Raw genomic sequence first — 26,043 nt, 5'->3', positions numbered from 1 at the left:
TTCCCGTTTTATAACATTAAATCGAATATTTTCCTTAACTTTGCAGCGAAATATCAACGCAGGGATTCATCCCGCTAAATAATTAATTAAAACAGTTCTAAGTTTATGCAGAAAAGATTGCTCTTTCTGGTTGCTATGATGTTAACGTTGTCGTTGACTGCCATGGCACAAATCACAACTTCAAGTATGGCTGGAAAGGTGACCCTCGACGATCAGAACGGCGAGGAAGTCATTGGTGCAACTGTTGTGGCTATACACGAGCCTTCAGGTACTCGTTATACCGCAGTGACAAACACCTCTGGTCGTTTCGCTATCAATGGTATGCGTACCGGTGGCCCTTATGAAGTTACCGTTTCGTACATCGGTTTCCAGCCCAAGACGGTGAAGGGAATTACTCTTCAACTGGCTGAGACCTACAACCTCTCAGTATGGCTTTCTGAAGACGCTACTGAATTGGCTGAGGTGGTCATAAGCGGTAAGGCTTCTAAGTTTGCTGCCGAGAAGACTGGTGCTGCCACCAACATTAACAGCCAGCAGATTACCAATCTGCCAACCGTAAGCCGTTCTATTACCGATGTAACACGCTTGTCTCCTTATGGAGGTAATGGCATGAGTTTCGCTGGTGCTGACGGACGTACGGCCAACTTCACTGTTGATGGTGCCAATTTCAACAACAACTTCGGTCTGAGCTCTAACCTGCCTGGTGGTGGTAATCCTATCTCTATCGATGCTATCGAGGAGTTACAGGTAGTGATTTCTCCTTATGATGTTCGTCAGACCAACTTCATCGGTGGTGGTGTTAACGCTATTACCAAGTCAGGTACGAACACCTTCAAGGGTAGCGCCTACATCTATCACAAGAACGAGAATATGCAGGGTGATGCCGTGAAGCGTCAGCAGATTAACGGTGCCCGTGAGAAGAGTCAGACCACAACCTATGGTTTCACTCTGGGTGGTCCGATCATCAAGAACAAGTTGTTCTTCTTCGTTAACGGTGAAATGATTAAGATTCCTACAGTGGTTAACCGTTGGAGAGGTTCTGAGGATGGTGTATCTGATCCTGATAACTACATTTCTCGTACGACCAACAAAGACTTGGAGGCTGTTTCTAAGTACATGGCCAGCAAGTATGGTTACGATACAGGTAGCTGGACCAGTTTCCCTGCTGATGAGAGCAACTACAAACTGATGGCTCGTTTGGATTGGAACATCACCGACAAACACCATTTGGCTCTGCGCTACAACTACACCAAGAACAATATCTGGAATTCTCCTAACGGAACTTCTATGGATGGTGGTACACGTATGGTAAGTTCTCGTATGTCACCAATCTCTATGTCGTTTGCCAACTCTATGTACTCTATGGAGAATCTCGTACATTCTTGGTCACTCGATTTGAATAGCCGTCTGACAGAGAACCTCTCTAATCAGTTCTTGGCTACCATCTCTAAGCTCGACGATATACGTGGTACTAACTCTTCTGAGTTCCCCTTCATCGATATCACTAAGGATGGCGACAACTACATGGCTCTTGGTTATGAGCTGTTCACTTGGAACAACGCCGTTCACAACACCATCTGGAACGTTAAGGATGATGTGACCTATTATGCTGGTGCTCATAAGATTATGGCTGGTTTTAGCTTTGAGCATCAGATGGCCGACAACCAGTATATGCGTAATGGTTCTGGCTACTATCGTTTCAACGCTACCGATGATATGTGGGTAGGTGGTGTGCTTCAGCCTGATATGCTGTTTAATAGCACTCCAGAGATCTTCTGTCTGACTTATGGTTATGATGGTGAGACAAAGCCTGCTGCTCGTGTACAGTTCAACCGTCCGGGTGTCTATGCTCAGGATGAGTGGAACATCAATGATAAGTTCAAGCTCACTTACGGTCTGCGCATTGATGGCCTGTTCTTCAACAACAGCGACCTGATGACTAACAACGCCATCCTCGCCCTCGACTATGACGGACGCAATATCGATACAGGTAAGTGGCCTAAGAACAGCATTACTTTCTCTCCACGTTTGGGCTTCACCTACGACGTGTTTGGTGATAAGAGCTTGAAGGTTCGTGGTGGTACTGGCCTCTTCTCAGGCCGTCTGCCTCTCGTGTTCTTCACCAATATGCCTACTAATGGCGGTCTGGTTCAGTATCAGGCGCAGATTAATGCTGCTAACGCCAAGAAGAATGGCTTCACTATGGATGAGTTCGCAGGTGGCCTGATGACCAACGTGAACGACATGATTGCCAAACTTCAGGGTCTGGGCTATCCCACAACTGTATCTCCTGATGATGGTACTGTTCCTTCTGCAGTTAACGGTGTTGATCCTAAGTTCAAGATGCCTCAGGTATGGAAGACCTCTTTGGCCTTTGACTATCAGTTGCCTGTTTCATTCCCCTTCACTGCAACGGTTGAGGGTATTTACAATAAGACCATCAATGCTGTGTCTATCTCAGACTGGAGTATCCCCAATGTAGGTGGCTTTGCTCGTTTCAATGGCATTGATAACCGTCCTATCTATCCCGTTGGTTTCCGTACTGGTACCAAGGCATTCGTTCTCGAGAATACCAGCCGCGGTTATGGATGGAGTGCAAGTGTTGAGTTGAAGGCCCAGCCTACAGACTGGCTCAGCCTGATGGCAGCTTATACTCATACTGTTTCTAAGGAAGTAACAGGTATGCCTGGTTCTGCTGCTGAGTCTGCCTTCACTTATGTTCCTACTATTGAAGGTCCTAACAACATCAAGCTCCACAATTCTCAATATGTTACTCCCGATCGTCTCGTAGCTTCTGCTACCATCCACGATAAGTGTGGCAACCACTACAACTTCGTTTACGAGGCATGGCGCGGTGGTTATAACTACTCTTATATGTTGGTTAACGATATGAATAGCGATGGTTACAACTATGATGCACTTTATATCCCAACCGATGCTCAGGTAGAGAATGGCGAGTTCCGTTTCGTATCTGCTGATGATGCCAAGCGTTTCATGGATTATGTTCATAACGACGGTTATCTGAAGAAGCATCAGGGTGAGTATGCTGAGCCTTATAGCCTTTACTCTCCTTGGGTACACCGCATTGACTTCGGCTATAAGCACGACTTCAAACTGAATATCGGTCAGACCAAGCACACTTTGCAGCTCACCTTCGATATGAAGAACGTTCTGAATTTCTTCAACTCATCATGGGGTGTTGCCAAGTATCTGAACACAGAGATTGGTACAGATCCACGTATCCTGAAGTACGAGGGTGTTGATGCACAGGGTTATGCTGTTTTCTCTACGCCTTCTGTAATCAATGGTAATACGAAGACCTGGTCAACTAACTATTCACTCAGCCAGTGCTGGTATGCATCTGTTGGTATCAAGTACTATTTTAATTAATAGTAAAGGAAAAATAGAATAAAGGAAAAAAAGTAAAAGAATATGAAACTCAGATATTTCATTCCGTCTCTTCTGGCAGTTGTGGCATCAGTGTTCACAAGTTGCTCTGACGATAATGATCCCACTTATCTCAGTGAGATCCGTGTATCTCAGTCATTCGTAGCCTTAAGCACCAGTGGCGGTTCTACATCTATCGATGTGGAAGCTGCTGGCAGCTGGAGTGTTTCTGGAGCTCCCGACTGGTTGACAGTTTCTCCAGCCTCAGGTACAGGCGATGGTACTATTACCTTCTCAGCAGCAGCTGCTGAAGGTCGTACTGCTGAAGTGCTGATTACTTGCGAGGGTAAGACACAGCGCATCAACGTTATTCAGGGCATCACATCCATCTCTACCGCTACCTGTGCAGAGGTTTTGGCTGGTCCTGATTCAAAGACCTATCGTGTAACTGGTACTGTAACAGGTATAGTCAATACTACTTATGGTAACTGGTACTTGAACGATGGCACAGGCGAGGTCTATATCTATGGTACACTCGATAAGAAGGGTGCTACAAAGAACTTCCTGAGCTTGGGTCTTGAAGTAGGTGATGTGGTTACTGTTGAAGGTCCTAAGACTACTTATAACGGTACTGTAGAACTTGTTGACGTGACTGTAATCAATATTGTTAAGTCACTCGTTAAGTGCGATTCTCTTACCGTAGCAGGTGTCGCTTCAAACGAGTTGCCTGTTGCTGGTGGCGAAATCACTGCTCACCTCACCTGTAAGGGTAATGGTGCTGCTGTTGAGATTCCTGCAGAGGCTCAGTCGTGGCTTGGTGTGGTTAGTTCTACCGCAGGTGCTAATCCAACCATCACCTTCCGTGCTGCCAAGAATGAGGGTGGTGATCGTGAGGCAACCATTATTTTCAAGACCACCGATGGCGAGAAGGAGTCAACTTCTCAGGCTGTTATCAAGCAGAAGGGCGCTATTGTGGAGTGTGGCATTGCCGACTTCCTCGCAGCTCCTGTCGGCAACACCCAGTATCGCCTGACTGGTGTCATCACTAAGGTGGCTAATGCCTCTTATGGCAACGTCTACATCAAGGATTACTCTGGTGAGGCCTATGTCTATGGTATCGGCGCTAAGGGTGACTTCGAGAAGGCTGGCTTGAAGGTTGGTGATGTAGTAACGCTGGTAGGTAAGCGTGGTGAGTATAAGGGTGCTGCTCAGATGACAGGTGCTCAACTCGAGAAGTCAAACAAGGTTACCGAGGTAAGCATTGCTGACTTCCTGGCCAAGGAGGATAATAACAGTGTATATTATATGGTAAGCGGAACCATCGACGAGATTGCCAACGATACTTATGGTAACCTCTATATTACCGATGGCACCAACCGCCTCTATGTATATGGTTGTTATCCCGGATGGGGTGCTACTGGTGATGCTCGTAAGGGCGCTATTGCGGCCTATGGCATCAAGGTTGGCAACAAACTGACTGTCATTGGCCCGAAATCTACCTACAAGGGTACGCCTCAGGTGAATGGTGGTATTTACTTCTCTCACGAGTAAGCAAGAAAAATACTTTTTATAACTCAACGGGCTGTCGTCTTTTAAGTAAGATGACAGCCCGTTCTTATTTTGTGCATTTTTTTAATAAAAAACTTGCAATTATCAGAATTTATTCATATATTTGCAACAATAAACCAATTTAGAAACCAATACACTACCAACATGCAGAAACGATTATTAACAATTGTCATGGCTGTATTGATGTCGGCAACCGTTGTAGCTCAGGTCACCACCTCTGGTGTTACTGGTATCGTGATGGCCGATGGCGAGGAAGCTATTGGAGCCACTGTTATGGCCAAGCACGTGCCCTCGGGGACTGTTTATCGTACTATCACTAATATCGATGGACGTTATACAATTACAGGTATGCGTGCCGGTGGTCCTTACGATATAGAGATATCCTATATCGGCTTCCAGACAGCCAAGTACTCGGCTATCCAGTTAGCGCTGGGGCAGAATGCTGTGGTCGACGCCACGCTCAGCGAGGGCTCAGAGATGATTCAGGAGGTGGTAGTAGTAGCAAAGGCCAACAACACCATGCGTAGCGACCGTTCAGGTGCTGTGACAAACCTGAACGCAACACAAATGGCCGCTGTTCCAACCATAGGGCGTACCATGCTTGATATTATGAAGATGACACCTCAGTCGAGTTCTGCAAGTGGTATGGCCATTGGTGGTGGTAATTATCGCCAGTCGAGCGTCACTATCGATGGTGCTTCATTCAACGATTCTTTCGGCATGGAACCAAGTCCGTTGCCTGGTGGTGGAATGCCAATCTCGCTCGACGCGCTTGAGCAGATGACGGTTTCCATTACTCCTTACGATGTCCGCCAGAGCGGATTTACGGGTGGTGGTGTGAATGCTGTTACCAAAAGTGGTACCAACGATTTCAGAGGGTCTGCCTATACTTATATGACCAGCACGTCTCTGAAGGGGCGTCATATCGCAGACACTTCTCTGCCTATTGACAAAGGCCATAATAACACCTTTGGCATGTCCCTCGGAGGGCCGATTATGAAGGATCAGCTCTTTTTCTTTGTGAATGCTGAGATCGAAGAGAATGTAGTGACGGGACCCGCGGCGTTGGCAGGCAATGGCAGTACACCTTATACCGCCACTAACCGTCGTCCGCGTATTGAGGAACTGGAAAGCCTTTCACGTTACATGCAGAATACCTATGGACTCACCACAGGTCCATGGCAGGGGTATAATCTCAAGACGCCGGCTTATCGTCTTTTGGCTCGTTTAGACTGGAACATCAGCGACAACCATAAGTTTAATGTTCGTTTCACTAAGTCAAATCGTAAGGAGTCTAATCCGGCCTCGGCCTCACGCAGCATTGGTAGCAACCGTACGTCGATAATCTATGGTGGCAATCAGAATTCCTATGGTAGCAACACCGACTACGGTATGTCATCGCTCTCAAGTCGGTATATGACAGAGTTTCACTTTACCTCATTCGCCGTAGAGTTGAACAGCAAGTTCGGCAAACTGCATAATACCCTGCGTGGTACATATTCTTTCCAAGATCAACCTCGCAGCAACGAGTATGGCGAGTCAGTTCCTGTAGTCGAGATTGTGATGGACAACGGCCAGGGCATTTATCCCTCATGGGCGCTTACAGGCGACCTGTTTACCTATAATAACGTGGCTCAGACCAAGACAACTGTCATCACCGACGAGGTAAATGTTCAGTTGGGCAAGCACAACCTCTTTGGTGGTATTCAGTTTGAACATGATTATGCTGCCAATGGTTATGCCCAGGCGGCAGCGGGCTATTACGCCTTCCAGGCAACTCCCGAACAGGTGGCTGCAGGCGATTGGGCTTCTGTGTTCACTCCTGCCAACACCCGTCTTTTTGGTATCACCTATGGAAATAATGATGGTCACTCCCCGTTCGTTTCGAAGATGAGCACCAACCAGTGGTCGCTCTACCTGCAAGACAACCTGAGTCTCTCCGACCGTTTCCGCATGTCGTTAGGCGCACGCTTCGAGCTACCGTCTTATCCAAAGTTGAAGGACAATTTCAATCAAGACTACTATAATATTGATTTTGGCGGACAGCATTTCCGTACCGACAATGTGCCCAAAGCCAGTGTCTCTTTCTCACCACGCATTGGCTTTAACTGGGACATCACAGGCAATCGTGACCTCATCCTGCGTGGTGGTACGGGCCTGTTTGTGGGGCGCTTGCCGTTTGTGTGGCTCATCTCCGCAGTCGGCAACTCTGGTATGGGGCAGACCTCATATATCGCTTCACAGACCAAAGGTGTTATACCCACTTTTACTACCAGTCAGGACGATATGCTGCGCCAGATAGGAGCTACCAGCAAGACTTCCATCCCCGGTAGTGCCACCATTCTGAGCGATGACCTGCGCATGCCAAAGACGTGGAAAGCCTCTCTGGCCCTTGATGCCAAGCTTCCTGGTGATGTCGACTTCACTATTGAAGGTATCATGAATAAAGACGTGAACCCCGTTGTGGTGTCTAATCGCGATTTCTATTGGGATGGCGTTTCTACCGTCGACTTGGGGCATGGCGACGTGCGCCATAAGATGTCATATTACGATGCGGGCTCTTCGGCCTATGTCTTGGAGAATGCGGGTTCTAAGGCCTACTATTTCTCTTTGAGTGCCCAGTTACGCAAGTCGTTTGGCTTCGGTCTCGACCTTTCAGCCAGCTATACCTATTCCAAGGCCAAGACTTATACCGACGGTATTGGCAATCAGGTGTCGTCGGCCTATAACAACTATCGCTTCTCCATCAATGCCGTCAACGATAATGAAAGAGGCTATGCCACCTATGTGGCTCCCAATCGTCTGCTCCTCTCAGCCAGCTATCGGCTGAAAGAGTCGGAGTATGCCGTTTCATGCTTCAGTTTGGTTTACGACGGCTATCAGTATGGCTATCTTAATGACTATGCTTTTAGTCGCTATTCCTACATATTCTCAACCAATGTGAACAACGACGCGTTGGCTCCTGCCAACCTCATCTATGTGCCAGCCTCGCGTCAGGAACTCGATTCATGGGATTTCGCTGAGAGTACCTATGGTGCCAGCCATCAGGTATATACCGCTCAGATGCAGCGCGACGACTTCTGGGCCTACATCCAGCAAGATGACTACCTGAAACATCGTACAGGCAAGTATGCTGAACGTGGCGGCGCTAAGATGCCTTGGCACCATCAGCTCGACTTCAAGTTCCAGCAGGATCTGACTGTCGGGATAGGAAAGACGAAGCATGCCCTCCAGTTGGGTGTCGACATCCTGAATCTAGCCAACTTCCTCTGCCATGACTGGGGCCTCTATAAGCAGGTTGCTGAGACTTCGCTCTTGTCGTACAGCAATGGTAAGTACATCTATAACACAGTGAATGGCGAGCGACACCTGAAGACCTATCAGAACTACCTCAGTCTGTCGTCTACCTATCAGGTTATGTTCACTATCCGCTATCTGTTTAATTAACAGAGATTAATCCTCGCTATCTGGCGAGGATTTTCTCTGATTTTTTGTTAATTCTTAATTCTTAATTCTTGATTCTAAATTTAAATGCGTACCTTTGCACGCAAATTTGCAAATTTAAGATTATTATGGCACAAGAAGATGTATTTAAGAAGATCGTCAGTCATTGTAAGGAGTATGGTTTCGTATTCCCCTCAAGTGAGATCTACGACGGTTTAGGTGCTGTTTACGACTATGGTCAGAACGGCGTTGAGTTGAAGAATAACATTAAGCAGTACTGGTGGAAGGCCATGACAATGCTTCACGAGAACATCGTGGGTATCGATTCTGCCATCTTTATGCATCCTACTATATGGAAGGCTTCCGGACATGTTGATGCTTTCAACGATCCCCTGATTGATAACCGCGACTCAAAGAAACGCTATCGTGCTGATGTACTGATTGAGGATCAGATTGCCAAGTACGACGAGAAGATTCAGAAAGAAGTGGAGAAAGCCCGCAAGCGTTTTGGTGACAGCTTTGATGAGGCTAAGTATATGGAGACCAGCGAGCGCGTAAAGGAAACCAAGGAGAAGCGCGACAATCTGCATGCCCGCTATGCTGAGGCTATGCAGGGACCGGATCTTGAGGCTCTGAAGCAGATTATCCTCGATGAGGAGATTGTTGACCCCATCAGCGGTACCAAGAACTGGACCGACGTTCGTCAGTTCAACCTGATGTTTGCCACAGAGATGGGTGCCAGCGCCGATGCTTCTATGAAGGTTTACCTGCGTCCGGAGACTGCTCAGGGCATCTTTGTGAATTACCTGAACGTACAGAAGACCGGTCGTATGAAGATTCCTTTCGGTATCGCTCAGATTGGTAAGGCTTTCCGTAACGAGATTGTAGCCCGTCAGTTCATCTTCCGTATGCGCGAGTTCGAACAGATGGAGATGCAGTTCTTCGTAGCTCCTGGTACCGAGTTGGAGTGGTTCCCCAAGTGGAAGGAGACACGTATGAAGTGGCACCAGGCTCTGGGCTTCGGTGCTGAGAACTATCGTTTCCACGACCACGATAAGCTGGCTCACTATGCCAATGCCGCTACCGATATCGAGTTCAAGATGCCATTCGGCTTCAAGGAGGTTGAGGGTATCCACTCTCGTACCAACTTCGACCTTTCTCAGCATGAGAAGTTCTCTGGCAAGAGCATCAAGTACTTCGATCCTCAGACCAACGAGAGTTATACTCCATACGTTATCGAGACTTCTATCGGTGTCGATCGTATGTTCCTGAGCATTATGTGTCACGCCTTTGAGGAGGAGAAACTCGAGAATGGCGAGACTCGTACCGTACTCAAGTTGCCCGCAGCCCTCGCACCAGTTAAGTGTGCTGTTATGCCTCTGGTTAAGAAAGACGGTCTGCCCGAGAAGGCTCGTGAGATTATCGACAGCCTGAAGTTCCACTTCAACTGCCAGTACGATGAGAAAGACTCTATCGGTAAGCGCTACCGTCGTCAGGATGCTATCGGTACGCCTTACTGCGTTACTGTCGACCACGATACGCTCACTGATGGCTGTGTCACTCTGCGTTTCCGCGACACCATGGAGCAGGAGCGCGTAAAGATTAGCGACCTCAACTCTATCATCGAGGACAAGGTGAGCATCGCAAGTCTGTTGAAGAAGCTTCAGTAAACAATGAAGAACTGGAAATACATATTGCTGGCTGTGATACTGTTCCCACTTGTGGGGATGGTATCATCGTGCAGCGAGGAAAGCGAGGAAGAGGGTGAGTTCGATAACTGGCAGGAGAAAAACGAGGCCTTTATCAGTCAATTAGCTGCTAATCCCAACTACCAGAAAATTCTCACCTACACTAAGGATGTCACCACAACATCTAATGTGTCTAATTCTGATTTCATCTATGTAGAAGTGCTGGAGTCGGGTAGTGGCACAGAGACGGCTCTTTTCACCGATTCGGTGTTATATACATATCGTGGAAGGCTGATTCCTTCTAAGTCGTATGAAAAGGGCTATGTGTTTGAGGAGACGTTTCTGGGCGACTTTGATTGGAGCACAGCAGGTATGCAGAAGGCCTGCGTAAGCTGGAATCCAGTTACCACAACGTCGGGTATAGTAAACACTTTGAGGACCGATGGATTCTGTACTGCCTTGCAGCACATGAAGAAAGGTGACCATTGGCTGGTTTATATCCCTTATCAGCTTGGTTATGGCGAAACTGGTTCATCGTCAGTTCCTGGTTACAGCACATTGGTGTTCGAAGTTGCTATTGCCGATATTTGGCATCCCGGCGAATACCGCCCAGATTTCAAGTGAGTCATAGTATAATAAGGCTATCCTTGGCAAAATCGTATAAGGCCGTATTTGATCTCCGAATAGTTCGGGTCTAATAAGTGAATCAAGAACTTTTATCTCTGTTTTGTTGCTTAATCCAATTAATTGGCTTGCAAATGAGTAATAAACAAAGAGTTTTTAACCTCCTTTATCTCCATGGATGGGTTTGATTATGAATATCAATTGCGAGGTTATATCGTGTGTAATATAAGACATCGGTCATATACTTAATAATATATGACCGATGTCTTATATTTACTTTATATATTAATTTATATTATCGTCGAAATAAATTACTATCGAACTGGTTAGGTCGTTAAAGCCAAAACTGCTAAAATAATCTCTTTGAGAGTAGGTGTATTTTACACTCATCTCAGAAAAAGTAAGACTTCTGCCAGTACAGTCATCATTGTCATAAAAGGTAACGTTTGCATGATTAAATTGTCCTGGTGCTAAACCAATATATGGGGCTTTCCCGCCTTTTGCTGAAGTAATCCACATCTGGCATGAAGAGATTTCATTATCCATATTATATTTCCATAAATTATCATCGTATGTTTTTATTTGTACTGGAACTGGATAATCTGGATTCTGTCCTATTGGTGTTAATTGGGGTTTTTTACCACCAACATAGAAATCCCTTGGAGTTTGGGTATTATCGATGCTAAATAAGTCCCACTCGATATATGAACCACCTTTTTTCCTTCCTTTTGCATCTTTCCAGACGCGTAGTTTCAATCTCTGTATAAACATATAATCGTAAGTTCCTCTGGTGCTGCGCATCTTTTCTTTCCATTTTCGACAAGAATTCATCTCTTCAAAAGAATTGTAAAAGTCGAATGAACCATCTTCATTCACGAAAATGGCAACATTTTCTTTTTTCTTTAGATCCTCGAATAAATTAGCAATCTGTTCGTTCAAGATAACTGCTTTGTCATCAGTAAACACGACTTTTGATTCGAAAAATTCTCCTTTATACGAAAAACGTAATGAACTAATTGAATCCATTTCATACTCTCCGTTGGTAGGCATTGTTTGAGGCTCGTTTCCTGCATATACATGAAAACATGATTTGCCAGTTTGAAAAACTTCCGTATCTTCTTCTTGACTACAAGAGACCAGATAGAAAATACAAAATGCTGTAAGTGATACGAGCAAAAATTTGTTTAATTTGTACATAATTAATTTTTGTTATAAGTGAATAAAATAGTAAAGTTTAATCAAAACTATGAGGTTGTGACTGCAAAGGTAAAAAGTATATAAGAAAAATGAAAAGGAAAATAATTCTAATAATTTACTCAGATTTTACTCAATTGTAAATGGCTAATAATCAGTGTGTTACAAGACGGTTGTTTCTGTTTCGTAACAAAAGTTATCTAGGCTTTAGATTTTTCCTGCCATTTTCGTAGATTATGATTATAATAATAGAAGAATGTAGTTCTATTAATCGGCTATGATATATGGATTACTGTGCCGAGAGTATTTGACATTTTTCTTAGTAATCCTACTGTTATGCTGCTTTTCTCTATGATAATGCAGTCTTTACTTTGGCCGAAAACATTATGAGTATAGTTCAAAAAAAGAAAAATATCTATGTCTTATTTGATTTCTGCATTTTATTTGTATCTTTGCAGTCCGAAAGTGTAGAAAGGTGAAAAGATTATTTTATATTTCAATTAGTGTGTTGTTATTGTTGGCTTGCTCAGAAAAGCAGGCGTATGTTGATATGCTGAACCAGGCAAAGGACCTGATGCATGATAAACCGGATTCGGCAATGATGATTCTCGACAGTCTTGGACAGCACGAAGATGAATTCGGTAAGCGTTTCCGCATGCTTTATCATCTACATCGACTGAATGCCCTTAATAAAGTGGATTCCCTTTTTCGTAGTACAGACCAGGCTCAGATATTAGTAGATTATTTCGACGAGCATGGAACTCCCAATGAGCAGATGCTAGCCTACTATCTCTTGGGAAGAGCTTATTATGATATTCATGAGGCCCCTATGGCCTTGAGCTGTTTTCAAACTGCCTCTGAGAAGGCAGATACGGCTTCTGCTGATTGTGACTATCGCCAACTCAGTCGTGTCTATGGTCAGATGAGCAATGTGTTTTATCAGCAAGGGCTCTATGATTATGAATTGGAATGTGAAAACTTATCTGCGAAATACGGTTGGAAAGGAAAGGATACGTTGAACGCCTTACTTAGTATGGAGGGAAAAGTCTTTATATACGAAAGGCAGAAAAAAGAAGATTCTGCGATTATTGCCTGTGAGGATATAGCTGATATCCTAGATGCCTGTGGCTACAGAAAGCAAGCTGTAAGTCTCTGTGCTTCAATTTTGCGTGAATTGGTAGATAAGCGCCAATTCTCCAAAGCGAAAGAATACATGGACAGATACGAGCAAGAGTCTGGTTTCTTTGATGCTAATAATAATATAGAAAAAGGTAGAGAGACATATTATTATTCTAAAGGCTGCTACTATATGGCCGTTAATCTTCTAGATTCTGCCGAATACTATTTTCGTAAGGAGTTACGAGATGGTAAAGACTTCAATAATCAAAATGGCGGCTCCAGGGGCTTGGCTCTTTTATTCCAGAAGAAACATATGCCCGATTCGGCAGTAAAATATGCGTTGTATAGCTATGATATGAATGATTCCGCTTATGCTCAGATGGCAATAAGAGAGGTCGAACAGATGCAGGGAATGTATGACTATACACGAAATCAGAAAATAGCGGAGCAAGCAAAGAATAAAGCGGAAAAGGAACGGCAAAGGGCAAGATATTCTGTTCTTTTGTTGATTATAATTATAACCTTAAGTACTGGGATAGGATGGAGAATATATAAGGGACGGAAGAAAGAAAGATTGAAATATGAGGCCGATCTCTCTTCTTTGGCAGAGATTCATTCGGAAGTTATTCAATTGCGCGCCCATGAGCAGACCTTAAATAAATTGCTTATGGAGAAGGAAAGTAAGGCTGTAAAGCTGAAAGAAGATATTGAAGCATACAAAGCCAAGGTGGGTTTACAAAGTGAATCTTCTGAAATAAGATTGCAGAAATCTGTGATATATGGCAATTTATGTAAACTGGCAACAAAAGGGGTGGTGCTTGATGACAATCAATGGCAACAGGTATATGTGATGGCTATTGACATTCTTCCCAACTTTTATAAATTTATATCAGAAAAGAGTTTTAAACTTACGGAGAATGAATTTAAGACATGTATTCTTATTCGCTTACATTTTAATCCTAAAACTGTAGCAAATATGGTTGGCCTGTCTCCTTCATCTATTACGAAAATCCGCATCAATCTGATGAAAAAGATGTTTGATAAAGGTGGAAAATCTAAAGAATTGGATGAATTGTTGATGCAATTCTCATGAGTAATGTTTTGTGTAAGTATTTGATTGTGAGAGTATTGCATAACAAGTAAAATCTGAGTAAAATCTTCAGAATACTTTTCTTTATTGCTTTCTAATTTTACTTGCTAACTTTGTACCCGCAATTGGCATAAACTGGCAGTGCAAAGTAAAATTAGAATATCAACTATAAAAAGTTATGCGTTTATATAAGTATTTACTCTCTTTTCTGTTTATAGCTCCTCTCTCCAGTTGTACAGAGGAATCCGACGGTCAGATGGAAACATCCCCGGTTAAGTTTCATCATCCAGATGACTATGTCGTTTCTATCAGTACGAGCCGCAACCCATTCAATCTGTTGGACGAAGACTCCACGTTGTTTAGTTGTGGCAATGGAGTCTGGAGGAGCACTCGCTCTGGCGATGACTATTTCACGGTAGAGAAGGATGTCTCGACCAATGAGACGGTAGTCCTGCCAGAGTACAGTCCTCATGTATGGTTAGGGAATGTTTTGTATAGAAGCTCTGTAGCTGATTGTACATACAGGCCCGTCCCAGGATCAAAGAAGCCGGTAACAGCTTCTTTGACCCTGTTGGGGACAGACCCTGGTGTGATAAGCAGTCCTTCTTATTCCAAGTATACGGCATATATTAAGCAGCAGATACCCAAGGCGTCATTTAAACAGAACGATGAGTTCCTCTTTTCGATAGAGCAGTTTACGTCGTATAATGAGTTGAAGTCAGCTTTCGGTAGTAACACGAATACCAGTTTCTTGTTCTGGGGCTCAACCTCGTCGAGCAGTGGCATAGAGCATCAGATCAACAAGGCGACAGGTATCTATTTGAAATTCTGGCAGAGCAGTTTCACAGCAGTAATGGATACCCCGAGTATTCCGTATGCAAATGTGTCGTCAGCACTTATGGACTCAGCAGTGTATATCAACTCCATCACCTATGGCCGTTTTGGTTTGTTGACATTGGAGACCAATGCAGAGGCTAGCTATGCGAAGAGAATGATTCAAGAGTCTTTCCATACGCTTTTCACAAAGGGCAGTTCTTATATGAACAATGAGGAGAAGAGTTTTCTGAATGGCTGTGACTTCAAGGTCTATCTCATTGGCGGCAGCGGAACCACCGCAGTACAGAGTTTCAACGGGTTCACGGGTTTTGTTGATCACATCACCAAGGGGCAGTTCTCTCGTGAGCAGCCAGGTGTACCCATATTCTGCTCTTTTGCCAATGTGGCCGATAACTCCTTAGCCAAGATTAAGTTCAAGTACAACATCCGTCGCGAACCGCTGTATGTCGAGATTATCGATAATTATTCATGGGCTGCCTACTCAGAGAGACATACTTACTCAATGAATTTTTATGCCAATCAGGCCAAGGTGCCTACGATTGCGCATCCCAAGGTTAAATTTAGGTTTAAGTTCGATGTGACGTATGATGATGCTCCCTATAATAGTATGGATACAACCTATGTTCAGGAGTATTCGAATGCTGGCTATGGTACGTCGATGCCTCTATTCTCGTTTAACTCTTATCAGGCTAGAACCATACACCATCCTGCAGGAAGAGGTGAGTGGGAGACCGACATCGTTTGGGAACGGTATACTGATGTTAAACTGCTCGAAAGTCCAGACTATAAACTGATGGGGATTACAACTATCAAGAAAAAATAAGCATAAGAAGAAAATCCTTTTGTATTATGAAGACCTGGAGGATATCTCTTTTTGCGTTGGTTCTTCTTTTGCTTTCTTGTGATAAAGAACAGCAAATAGGGGAATCTATATTACACCTGAATGTTAATGCCAAAGAGGTGCTGATTGATATCGTGGATATCGAAAACCATCATCTGGCTAAAGATAGATACACTGATTTTCAGATTGTTGCCAATAATGATAGTATAATCAATGCCTATCTTGTAGAAAGCAACGGGAATACCTATTTGGGTTTTAAACCTGTATTGCCTCTTGAATCAGGTGGAGCGGATACGATAAAACTTTTCTCTAGGGTTTATCTGGGTCGTGAGACTGTAACTGTGGTTGAGAGCACGTTCAGACTTGATTCTGTGCACTCAACGAGCAGTTACAGCTCACTTTATTACACAAACACAGAGAATAGTGTTTTCTGTCGGCCTGCAGAAACCCCTGTCAGGTTGCTAGTAGGAACAGAGGGAACATACCGAGAAGAGGGCCAAGCCAAGTTTTGTGTGGTGTTTAACTTTCCATCCGTGGAGATTCCGTATATATACTCAGTAGATTATAGTGTTACAATCAGTGGTTTTATGGGACAAAATGTTGAACCTATTCAAAGAGGCCTGATGGTGACAGATAATCCTGATGGCACGCAGAATGTGGCTCTTGCCATCGAGGGTACGATGCATAATTATTATGATGCCGAAGGGACGCTTCAAGAACCCTACAATATCACTTATGAGTTTGTCAGTCGGCATCTATTCGGAAACAATGAGAGACATATTCTTCAAATAACCAACTCGGGTGATTGTTCTGCTAATAAAATACAAGCGTGTAGTTTCGATGGGCAAAAACTCAATTTGGATTCTGTCGTAGCTATGAACTCCTTTGGCGGAGAATATATCTATCTAAGTTTATGCCGTTAAAACCCTATCCTTACTCCGAGTTTGGACTATCCTAACTGATAGTTTCATTACGACAAACTATGACTTTGCTTACTTCCCATCTATCTCTTAGTCCGTCACAATTGTTTTTTCTATTTTCACCTAACCACCTAACCCTTCTTCCCGTGACGCCTTTGTATAAAGGAGGTTTGGAGGGTTAGGTGTTGCCCAAACACCTAACCCAACACCTAACTATAGGATAGTCAGAGAAAAGGTGAGGTAATAGGTTAGGTGTGGGTTACCTCTTTCTAAGACACCTAACCCTTGAAATCCCGTTTATATAAAGGTGTTTCAGCAGAAAAGGTTAGGTGGTGGAGTGTTGTTCGCTTCAGACGTTTTTTCTGCCTTTTCTTTCACTTTGGCGACATGCGGATGATATCGTATTTCGTAATAATTTAGCCGAAAGTTTTGTGCTTTCGGCTTTTTTTGCTACTTTTGCAAAGTGATGATAAAAACCAAAAGCTATGCCGAAGTACGCAGACTATATTAAACGGATAGAGATTGACTCGCTTTGGAGCGGGAAGAAACACATCGTGTGGGATCTGAACCGTCAGGTGAACATCCTCAGCGGTACCAATGGTGTGGGTAAGAGTACTATCTTGAATAAAGTAGTGAAAGGGTTGGCTGCGGGGGGCGAGTTCCCTTCGCACATGCTGAAGGGCGTGAGGCTCGACGTGGTGCCCGAGGATGCCAAGTGGATTCGCTACGATATGATCCGCTCGCTCGACTCTAACCTGCAGCAGTCGCTGGCTGAGGGCGAGGGATTCCTGCGTCAGGCGCTTTCGGCTTTGGCTGGTGTGGGCGGCGGTTCGCTGCTCGACATACAGCTCTACAACTTGCAGCGTAAGTATCTCGACTATCAGGTGAACATTGGCAATCGCATCATCGAGCAGCTTCAGCAAGGCAATGCCGAGGCGGCTCAGCAGTTGTCGCAGAAAAAGACGAGATTTCAGGATATCGTCGACGAACTGTTCCGCGATACGGGCAAGAAGATGATACGAACGGAGAACGAGCTGAGGTTTACGCAGATAGGCGAGGTGCTGTTACCCTATCAGCTCTCGAGTGGCGAGAAGCAGATTCTGGCCATCCTGCTTACCGTGCTGGTAGAAGACAACCAACCCTATGTGCTCTTTATGGACGAGCCTGAGGTGAGTCTGCACATAGAGTGGCAGAAGCGACTGATAGACCTTTGCATAGAACTGAACCCCAACGTGCAGATTATACTGACTACCCACTCGCCAGCTGTGGTGATGAACGGTTGGATAGATAGCGTGACTGAGGTTTCGGATATCACGGTATGAGCAAACGGTTGAGGGATAATCTGAACAGCAGGTACTTCGAGGCGGCTAACGCGCTGACCTCGAAAAACGCCCGTCATAGGATTGTGGCCTATGTGGAGAGCTATGATGATATCTATTTCTGGCGTACGGTGCTTTCAGAGTTTGAGAACGACAAACGCTACTTCGAGGTGATGCTGCCTTCGAAGATGAATCTGACGCGTGGTAAGAAGTCGGTGCTGATGAACTTTCTGGAGGGTGAGCCCTTGGGAAAGGACATGATAGCTTGTGTGGATGCTGACTACGATTACCTGATACAGGGGCGCACGCTCCAATCGAAGCGGGTATTGGAGAGTGAGTTTGTGTTCCATACCTATGTCTATGCCATCGAGAACTTCCAGTGTTATGCGCCTTCATTGCATAATGTGTGTGTGTCGGTGACGCTCAACGACCACCGTATATTCGACTTCCGTGGCTATTTCGAGCGTTTCAGTGAAGCGCTGTTCCCTCTGTTTGTCTGGTCAATCATGGTCTATCGCAATGGTAACTATCCGAAGTTTTCTATTACCGACTTCAACCGCATTGCCGACCCCGGTGGCTTTAATGTACAGAACCCGGAGCCGTCGATAGCCAACGTGAAGCGTAAGGTTCACACGAAGATCAACGACTTGCAGCGCCAGTTCCCTGACGCGAAGGAGGAGTATCTCAAGACGAAGGAAGACTTGAAAGAACTGGGTGTTACTCCACAGACAACCTATTTATATATACAGGGTCATCATTTGTTTGATACTGTGGTGTCGCCTATGTTGTCGAAGGTGTGCAACCTGCTCCGCCAGGAACGCCAGAATGAGATATACCATGCTGCGGCCCATAGAACGCAGAAACGAAACGAGATGTCCTGCTACGAAAACTCGTTGCAGGACATCAAGGTGATGCTCAAGAAGAACACAGGCTATATGGTGTCAGAGCAGTTCCGCCGTCTTCAAGAGGATATAAGGAGATATCTTTCTCCTCTTGAGTAGGGAGGATTGTTCACGACCTCCATGGGAATACTAATAATCCGTATATTCAAAAGTACTATTATATATGGTTTGGCCATTGGCCTTAACGACTATTGTATAATATCCTTCTCCCTGATTGAAGTTTATGGTTTCGCTGTCGCCAGTGTTGGTTGTACCTATTGTTATATTATCAATTAACATGCCTTCATAATATACATTTATTGTAACATCATCCAGTACGCTTGTGAAGGTAACTTCGGCGGCTCCCATATACTCATTATAGTTGACGTATACAGTGGTTGGGGTATGGGGCTTACTTTTTATTCTATGTGGTACGGTAGGGTAAAAGATGACGTCATCATCATCGTCTCCAGCGTTTGCTACATTGTAATTAGGTAAAATGGCGAATATAGCCATCACTAAGCAGAAAAATTTTTTGTTCATAATGATTTTAATTTGATTGTTATTGAAATTTTCTCGCTGCAAAGCTATTCTTTTTTTCTAAAAGTAACAAGTTTATTGAAGAAAAAAATAAAACCCCTGCTGCGTAGAAAGTTGTATGTAACAATCTGTATAATAGCGTGTTGCGTAAAATGCAGCATCGTCTTTTAAAGAATAATGCAGCGTTTCTACGTTGTCGGTCAGACAAGAATAAGAGTGATTTACAGTTTTTTCGACTTGATTCTTGTCTTCGTTGCTCTTATTGTACTATTGCTGATACCCATAATCCGCTCAACGTCTGTATCGGTTTTCCCCATGTGATATAATATCTCGAACAACTGATACCTGGGTGAAAGATGATCATAGTCGGTATCAAGCTGAACGACGAATGGGAAATCTATGAGCTTATAATATTCAATAAAATGCAGGTAGTCGCTTTTGGTCCATGTAACAACAGTGGCCCCGTTAATCATGCTTTCGTACAGCGCCTTTCCTTCATAAAGTATTTTTGACTGCTTATGGTTCAGATCCTCAACCTTATCCTGCAGCATTTTTACTTCATCATTCTTATTTGTGCTGACTTCTTTTAGGTCCTTGATCTTGTCGGAATACAGATTTATCAGTAACTGGTTCTCAAGGACTTTTGCTTTAATCTTGTTTGAGCGGAATTTAAAGAATATATATATGCCTATGCATATACAAATCAGGATTGAGGTGATGAAAATAAAATAGGTAATCTTTTGGCGGAATAAGAATTCTCTGAACTCAAATTCATTCTGGGCCATGATTCCCCTGATATTATTCTGTTGTCTCTGTTTATAGATAGAGTCTTTTAATAAGATGAGTTGCTTGTTGTATTTGTTGGCTCTCTCGTAATCTTTGATGGACTCACATAGCTTGGAGAAATTACTTGTGATAGTTGCTCTGTCGTTTATATTACGACTGAAGATATATGCAGAATCCAGGTACGCTATAGACTTGTCGTATTCCTTTTGGAGTTGATGGATTCTGCTTTTTACAAAGAATCCATAGCTGTTCTTGTCATTTTCCAGAGCGTGGTAAATATACTTTGTGGCTTTCTGTATGCTATCCGGCAGCATGAAACTTGCAATATTAGCGTAGAAATAGGATCTCTGTTTTCCTTTTACATATTTAATATATGGTTCGCATTTCTCTAAGGAATACTTCGCTTTTACTTTGTTCCCCTGCGTATAATATAATATCATATAGAACATATGTGCATACGCAAGCCATTCTTTGTTATTGGCCTTGATGGAAAGGCCATAATTCTTTTCGCAATATTGTTTTGCCAAGTCGTAGTCTCCAGAATATATATATTGCTCGGCTATTCGCTCTATAATCTTATGTCTTAAGTTGAGGTTGGAAGTTTTATCAGCCGCTCTTTCTGCTTTAAGTAGATTGGCGAATCCTTCTTTTACCTCATCTTGATCACATAGCTGAGCGCCTTTATAGAAATAGCTTTCTGCCAATAAAGAGTCGTTATCTGTTTCTTGGAACACATTGATACTAAAATTTATCAGAGTATCAGAATCCATTGGCCTGTATTGTCTGTAGTCGAGTTTACATCTTATCAGGTTATAATATGCTACATCTTTTTTGTTGTTGAATTCGGTAAAATCAACTTCATCAAGTTTTATCTCAGCCGAATCGAGCTGATCTTGCTCAATAAGCTGATTAATAGAAGAAAGTTGCTCGTATTTACTATGCGAACAACTATAAATGAGTAATAGGAGTAGGCCCAAAAGGTAATATTTATATTTTCTCATCTCTATTCAGGTTTATTATTTGCAAATATACGACATTTTTTTATGATGTTCTCTCTTCTTTATGAAACCTTAACAGATTATTTTTGAGATATTATCATCGAAATTTGAGGTAAAAAGCATGATGAAAGTCTGCTGCAATGCTGCATTATTAGAGAAACAGCTATGCTGCGTTTTTCGCAAACTGCTGTAATACAGGCATTTACGATATTCTTAAAATGAAACATCCCATCTAAAATTTTTCCAAAAAAGCTTGTTTCTTTCTCAGATCGTTCATAACTTTGCGGTACAATTTTTCGAAATAAATGTCATTCGGACGATTGAAAACGAGAAAAGAAAAGTTGTCTTCTGGATCTGAAAAACAGAATTTAGAGACAATGGTTTAATAAACAAAAAATAAAGAAGAATTATGAAGAAAAGTAATGTTATAAAGTCAGCTGTTTGTATAGCCGCCATTGTGATGTTGTTCACATTCGCTACGAGCGGTCATGTCAATTTGCCTGGTCATGGTAATCGTGAGGATCAGAATCTCAAAGAGGCCGTTTTAGATTATGTGTCTTCAACTCTTACCAATGGCGAAACAGTCGAATTTGGCGGTAAATACCTTTGCAATGACTATATGGAGAATGGCGAAGCTCGCTTCTCGGCCAATGTTATCTATTATGTGGTAGCAAAGGATGGTACGAAAGGACAACGTATCGCCCATGTTATCTGTAATGAAGATAAGGATAGAATCATTGAATGGCAAGATGTCGAAAATAATAAATAAAAGTCAGATGAAACGCTTGACAATAATCATAATTGCAGCATTGGCACTCTCGTCGTCAGTATTCGGCAAGGATATTAAGGGGCGTGTCCTCGATGCAGATGGTAAGCCTATGGAGTTCGTAAATGCCGTTCTCTTGCAGGATTCCACATTCATTACTGGTGCCATTACCAATAGCAATGGTGACTTTTATCTGTCAAGTGATATCACTGTAGGATTGAAACTCCGACTGTCGTTTGTAGGTTTCGAGACTAAGATGGTGGAAATAGCCTCTGATGGCGAATTAGGCGACATCAGAATGATTGCCTCTGACAATCAGTTGAACGATGTGGTAGTGAGAGGCAACGCCTCAAAGATACACTTGCAAGGAAACTCCTTGGTAGCAAATGTAGAAAACAGTGTGCTGGCCCATGCAGGAACGGCAAAGGATGTCCTCAGACAGATTCCTATGGTGGTTGAGAACAATGGTAACCTGGAAGTGTTTGGAAAAGGTTCACCTGTCGTATATGTCAACGGTCGCAAAATTAACGATGCGCAGGAGCTGTCAAGCTTGTTGTCGGACAATATCCGGAATGTGGAGGTCATAACTAATCCCGGTGCTTCTTATTCGGCTGATGCAAAGGCAGTCATACGTATCCGGACCAAGCGACCTCAAGGCGATGGCTGGAGTGCTACACTTAGGTCAACGAACGGTTTTCAGCATTATTTCCAGAGTACAAACATGGTGGATTTGAAATTCCGTAGTGGAGGCTTGGAGCTGTTCTCGAACTTCATGTATAATACAGGTAGGAATAGGGAGAAAAAGTTGACTGATATGACTACTCTAGCCAAATCAAGATGGGATCAGCAACTATCAACGATGAATACAAGGCGTTATGACGGTATTCTTGGTAAGCTGGGATTCTCATGGATAATCAATAACAGTCATTCCATAGGTGCCTATTATCAGAATGAGTATGCCAAGAATGAAACAAAGTCGAATCTTGTGAGTTCAGTATTGGTTGATAGAGTCTTCTATGACAATTGGAATACTTGTGCCGATAACACCATTAAGAATACTCCACGTCATGCCGCAAATGTGTATTACAATGGCCAGATTAAGAAACTCAATATCGACTTTAATACCGATTACATCTGGAACAAGGGTGTTCAGAGCACTATGAATAAAGAGAAAAGTGAGATGTATGCGAATCAGGATGTGACGACCTATAGTACGAACAGGAGTCGAATGATTGCCGAGAAGTTAGTGCTATCTTACCCTGTTGGAAAAGGTGTGTTGAGGTTGGGCGAAGAATACATCAGTTCTCGAACCTACAACCATTTCAATACGGCATATGCAGGTCTGGATAATGCTTCTTCAACGATAAAGGAGGAAAATACAGCCTGTTTCTTGGAGGTGGTACAACAAGTTGGATTATTTAGCTTGGGTGCAGGTCTGAGGTATGAGTATGTGGACTATGATTATGCTGATAAAGTGCATTCAGACTATCACCTCAGCAAGAAGTTTAACAATGTGTTCCCATCGTTCAATGTTGCCACACGACTGGGGCAGGTACAGATGTCATTGTCGTATAGCGGCAGAGTGGAGCGTCCGACCTATTCGAACCTGAATGCAAACGTCTCTTATCTGAACAGGATGACATACGAGTCGGGTAATCCGCGCCTTCTGCCCACCAAACTGCACTCCCTGGAGTACATGTCTGTATGGAAGAACTATTTTGCACAGGTGTCGTATTCCTATTTTGACAATCCAATTGTGAACACCACCAAACCATATAGTGAAGATGGTGAGATGACGATTCTGACTTACGATAATTTTAAGAAGAAGCATTTCCTGCAAGCCTTTGTGGGGGGACAGTTTAAGGTTGGTGTTTGGCAGCCACGGGTTAATGTGGGTATGTTTACACAATGGTTCAGTATTCCAGTGGGTGGTAGGAATAAAAGCATGAATATCCCCATAGGAATCCTACAATGGCAGAATGCAATCCATCTGCCTCAGGACATTTGGCTGAACATTGATGGGCAGTGGACTACATCTGGTCATGACAAGAACATCTATCTCAGCAGTTCTTCCTATGTCAATGCCAAGTTATATAAGGAATTCTGTAAAAAGAGACTAAGTGTCACTCTGGAGGCTCGCGATATCTTTAACGGTTCACGTCCTGATGTCACACTCTATAATGATGCTGTCACCATGTTCCAACGGAACTTCAGTGAAATGCGTTGTGTGATGCTGACACTACAGTATAATTTCAACGTCACTCATGACCGTTATCGTGGTACGGGTGCAGGAAATACAGAGAAAAAACGTTTCTAATCATTATAATATCCAGAATTATGAAGAAACCAAAGATCGTACAGAGCTACTGGAGCAAAGCGTATCAGAATTCGCCGAACGGTGGATGGGCATGCAAGGAGGCTCATTATATGAGCTGGGCACTGAGTTGCCTGCAGCTGAAACAGTTCTACGACGAGGTGGAGTTGGTGACGGATAGTGAAGGCGCTGATTTGCTAATCAATAAGCTTCATTTGCCTTATACGTCATGTAATACCACCTTGGATAAACTCTCCGACGAGAATCCGGCACTTTGGGCGCTTGGTAAGATTGCTGCCTATGAGGCACAACAGGTTCCATTTATCCATGTGGATGGTGATGTCTATATATGGAAGCCATTTCCCACGCGAATGGAGAATGCCGATATCCTGGCCCAGAACATAGAGAGGAATTATCCCTATGGCATCAACTTGCTGAATGAGATGTATGAAAAGAATTTTTCATTCCCTTTCCAGCCTTCGTCGGCTGATATGTGTGAGACGAATATGGGAATTATTGGTGGTCATGACCTCGGTTTTTTCAACGATTATTGTTCCTTGGTTTATCGTTTCCTGGATCTGAATCGGGACAAGTTGGGAAATCTTTCGGGTGGCGTAAGCAGTGTCAACACTATCATGGAACAATATCTGATGTATGAATTTGCAGAGATGCGTGGTAAAAAAGTGGAATACTTGATTGCTGACCTACCTCATACCGAGATGTATAAACTCACTCTGTTCAGTTTGTTGCCCAGAGATGTCAGCTTCGTACATAACATTGGTACTAACAAAAAGCGGGAACTAACGAGTGATCGTCTGGCAAGACTGTTATACTGTGCACATCCTGAGTGTTATGCACATATTATAAACTTATTGAAACAGCATACAATATGATACTAAATAAAGAACATCAGTTATATCGCGTAGATACGGCAGCCGATCTGGCTTATCTGAAGTCTTTGTATGTCAAGGAACTGGATCGCACGTTAGATGCCTCATTCGAGGCCGAAGCTACCCGTAGCATGTACAACTATAAGTTTCAGAAGGGGGCAGAACAGGCGACTTTGAGATTAAGACTGAATCCTTATCTCGTGTTTTTTGAAAATCAGTTCGCAGATAAGAACCATACACTGAACAAAGGGTTATGCGTGTTGTATCCGTCAACGTTGGTAACAGGTAAGACTGAAGGCCATGCCAAGTTCGTTGGCAACTCCGGAGCATTGTTATATGCTTGGTCAAAACAATATGAGAAATCGTCTTTCAGTGTAGATGAGGTCATATCGATGTTTGTGGCAATCTTTGGCGGAGTAAATACGGAAGTCGCGATTCGGAAAATGAGAAGAATTATTGAGATGTATATAACAGATTTACTCTTGGTGATTGAATAAAAAAAGAAAAAGACAAAGGGATAGCTTGTGCGCAGAGATATTCTAACGTCTATATAGTGTTTAACAATTTAAAATTTTACAACAATGAAAACAACAACTAAAAAAGAAGAGAACGTAATGAATGTAGCTAACCCAACAGAGATGAAGGAGAATCCTGTTCTGTCTTCAGAAGAACTGTTCAATGTTGAGGGTGGTGAGGATGTTGATCTGGACGAAGACTGCTATACTCAGCAGTGCGTAATTGGTGCCAATATTTGCATCAATGTATCAACAGCTTGTGTGATTGCGAACTAAAAAGAAGAAGGTTCTAATCAGAAGGGAAGTGATATGCATGTTTTG

18 protein-coding genes are annotated in these 26,043 nt (G+C 43.4%); 15 read left to right on the top strand and 3 right to left on the bottom strand.

Annotated elements, in window-relative coordinates:
- Positions 1–105: 105 nt before the first annotated feature.
- The 5 genes from T325_RS01685 to T325_RS01665 all read left to right on the top strand — a co-directional run bounded on the left by T325_RS01685 (position 106) and on the right by T325_RS01665 (position 10,712).
- Complete coding sequence (locus T325_RS01685) at positions 106–3,390, top strand: TonB-dependent receptor (RefSeq protein WP_036909805.1); 3,285 nt, start codon at positions 106–108, stop codon at positions 3,388–3,390.
- A gap of 42 nt (positions 3,391–3,432) precedes the next feature.
- Positions 3,433–4,938: a BACON domain-containing protein gene (locus T325_RS01680; RefSeq protein ID WP_036909803.1), complete on the top strand. Its 1,506-nt coding sequence runs from the start codon at positions 3,433–3,435 to the stop codon at positions 4,936–4,938.
- Between the two features lie 162 nt (positions 4,939–5,100).
- Positions 5,101–8,403: a TonB-dependent receptor gene (locus T325_RS01675; protein ID WP_036909801.1), complete on the top strand. Its 3,303-nt coding sequence runs from the start codon at positions 5,101–5,103 to the stop codon at positions 8,401–8,403.
- A 125-nt stretch (positions 8,404–8,528) separates the two neighbouring features.
- Positions 8,529–10,070, top strand: a complete 1,542-nt coding sequence (locus T325_RS01670) for a glycine--tRNA ligase (protein WP_036909799.1) — start codon at positions 8,529–8,531, stop codon at positions 10,068–10,070.
- A 3-nt stretch (positions 10,071–10,073) separates the two neighbouring features.
- Positions 10,074–10,712: an FKBP-type peptidyl-prolyl cis-trans isomerase gene (locus T325_RS01665; protein WP_051949647.1), complete on the top strand. Its 639-nt coding sequence runs from the start codon at positions 10,074–10,076 to the stop codon at positions 10,710–10,712.
- A gap of 285 nt (positions 10,713–10,997) precedes the next feature.
- On the opposite strand, the gene T325_RS01660 is transcribed toward T325_RS01665, so the two are convergent.
- Positions 10,998–11,909 carry a hypothetical protein gene (locus T325_RS01660; RefSeq protein WP_156097621.1) on the bottom strand — a complete coding sequence of 304 codons (912 nt, stop codon included), beginning with the start codon at positions 11,907–11,909 and terminating at the stop codon, positions 10,998–11,000.
- Positions 11,910–12,381: 472 nt separating this feature from the next.
- Here T325_RS01660 and T325_RS01655 point away from each other — a divergent pair, with 472 nt between their 5' ends.
- The 5 genes from T325_RS01655 (at position 12,382) to T325_RS01635 (ending at position 19,033) form a co-directional block, all read left to right on the top strand.
- A complete protein-coding gene (locus T325_RS01655; protein ID WP_036909796.1) occupies positions 12,382–14,118 on the top strand; it encodes a hypothetical protein in 1,737 nt (578 codons plus the stop codon).
- A gap of 175 nt (positions 14,119–14,293) precedes the next feature.
- A complete protein-coding gene (locus T325_RS01650; protein ID WP_081911004.1) occupies positions 14,294–15,775 on the top strand; it encodes a thiol-activated cytolysin family protein in 1,482 nt (493 codons plus the stop codon).
- Between the two features lie 26 nt (positions 15,776–15,801).
- A complete protein-coding gene (locus tag T325_RS01645; protein ID WP_036909794.1) occupies positions 15,802–16,716 on the top strand; it encodes a hypothetical protein in 915 nt (304 codons plus the stop codon).
- A gap of 482 nt (positions 16,717–17,198) precedes the next feature.
- Complete coding sequence (locus T325_RS01640) at positions 17,199–18,035, top strand: AAA family ATPase (RefSeq protein ID WP_036909793.1); 837 nt, start codon at positions 17,199–17,201, stop codon at positions 18,033–18,035.
- Positions 18,032–19,033 carry a DUF4435 domain-containing protein gene (locus tag T325_RS01635; RefSeq protein ID WP_036909791.1) on the top strand — a complete coding sequence of 334 codons (1,002 nt, stop codon included), beginning with the start codon at positions 18,032–18,034 and terminating at the stop codon, positions 19,031–19,033. The genes T325_RS01640 and T325_RS01635 overlap by 4 nt, the downstream gene beginning before the upstream one ends.
- Before the next feature lie 30 nt (positions 19,034–19,063).
- Here T325_RS01635 and T325_RS01630 read toward each other — a convergent pair whose 3' ends face one another.
- Both T325_RS01630 and T325_RS01625 read right to left on the bottom strand, forming a co-directional pair.
- Complete coding sequence (locus T325_RS01630) at positions 19,064–19,456, bottom strand: hypothetical protein (protein WP_036909789.1); 393 nt, start codon at positions 19,454–19,456, stop codon at positions 19,064–19,066.
- A 218-nt stretch (positions 19,457–19,674) separates the two neighbouring features.
- Positions 19,675–21,240 (bottom strand): helix-turn-helix transcriptional regulator, encoded by a 1,566-nt coding sequence (locus T325_RS01625; RefSeq protein ID WP_036909787.1) that lies wholly within the window; start codon positions 21,238–21,240, stop codon positions 19,675–19,677.
- Between the two features lie 454 nt (positions 21,241–21,694).
- Between T325_RS01625 and T325_RS01620 the strand changes: the two genes are divergently transcribed.
- The 5 genes from T325_RS01620 to T325_RS01600 all read left to right on the top strand — a co-directional run bounded on the left by T325_RS01620 (position 21,695) and on the right by T325_RS01600 (position 25,998).
- Positions 21,695–22,006, top strand: a complete 312-nt coding sequence (locus T325_RS01620) for a hypothetical protein (RefSeq protein WP_156097620.1) — start codon at positions 21,695–21,697, stop codon at positions 22,004–22,006.
- A 7-nt stretch (positions 22,007–22,013) separates the two neighbouring features.
- Entirely contained in the window at positions 22,014–24,320 is a 2,307-nt protein-coding gene (locus T325_RS01615) for a TonB-dependent receptor domain-containing protein (RefSeq protein WP_036909784.1), read from the top strand.
- A 20-nt stretch (positions 24,321–24,340) separates the two neighbouring features.
- On the top strand, positions 24,341–25,210 hold the full coding sequence (locus tag T325_RS01610) for a DUF6734 family protein (protein ID WP_036909782.1): 870 nt from the start codon (positions 24,341–24,343) through the stop codon (positions 25,208–25,210).
- Positions 25,207–25,704 carry a hypothetical protein gene (locus tag T325_RS01605; protein WP_036909781.1) on the top strand — a complete coding sequence of 166 codons (498 nt, stop codon included), beginning with the start codon at positions 25,207–25,209 and terminating at the stop codon, positions 25,702–25,704. Before T325_RS01610 ends, T325_RS01605 begins: the two co-directional genes overlap by 4 nt.
- 84 nt (positions 25,705–25,788) lie before the next feature.
- A complete protein-coding gene (locus T325_RS01600) occupies positions 25,789–25,998 on the top strand; it encodes a hypothetical protein (protein ID WP_036909780.1) in 210 nt (69 codons plus the stop codon).
- The last annotated feature ends 45 nt before the right edge of the window (positions 25,999–26,043 follow it).

It is taken from the genome of Prevotella sp. FD3004 (assembly GCF_000746155.1).
Lineage (GTDB): Bacteria > Bacteroidota > Bacteroidia > Bacteroidales > Bacteroidaceae > Prevotella.
The sequence above is the reverse complement of the archived record's forward strand: the minus strand, read 5'-3'. Positions and strand labels throughout refer to the sequence as shown.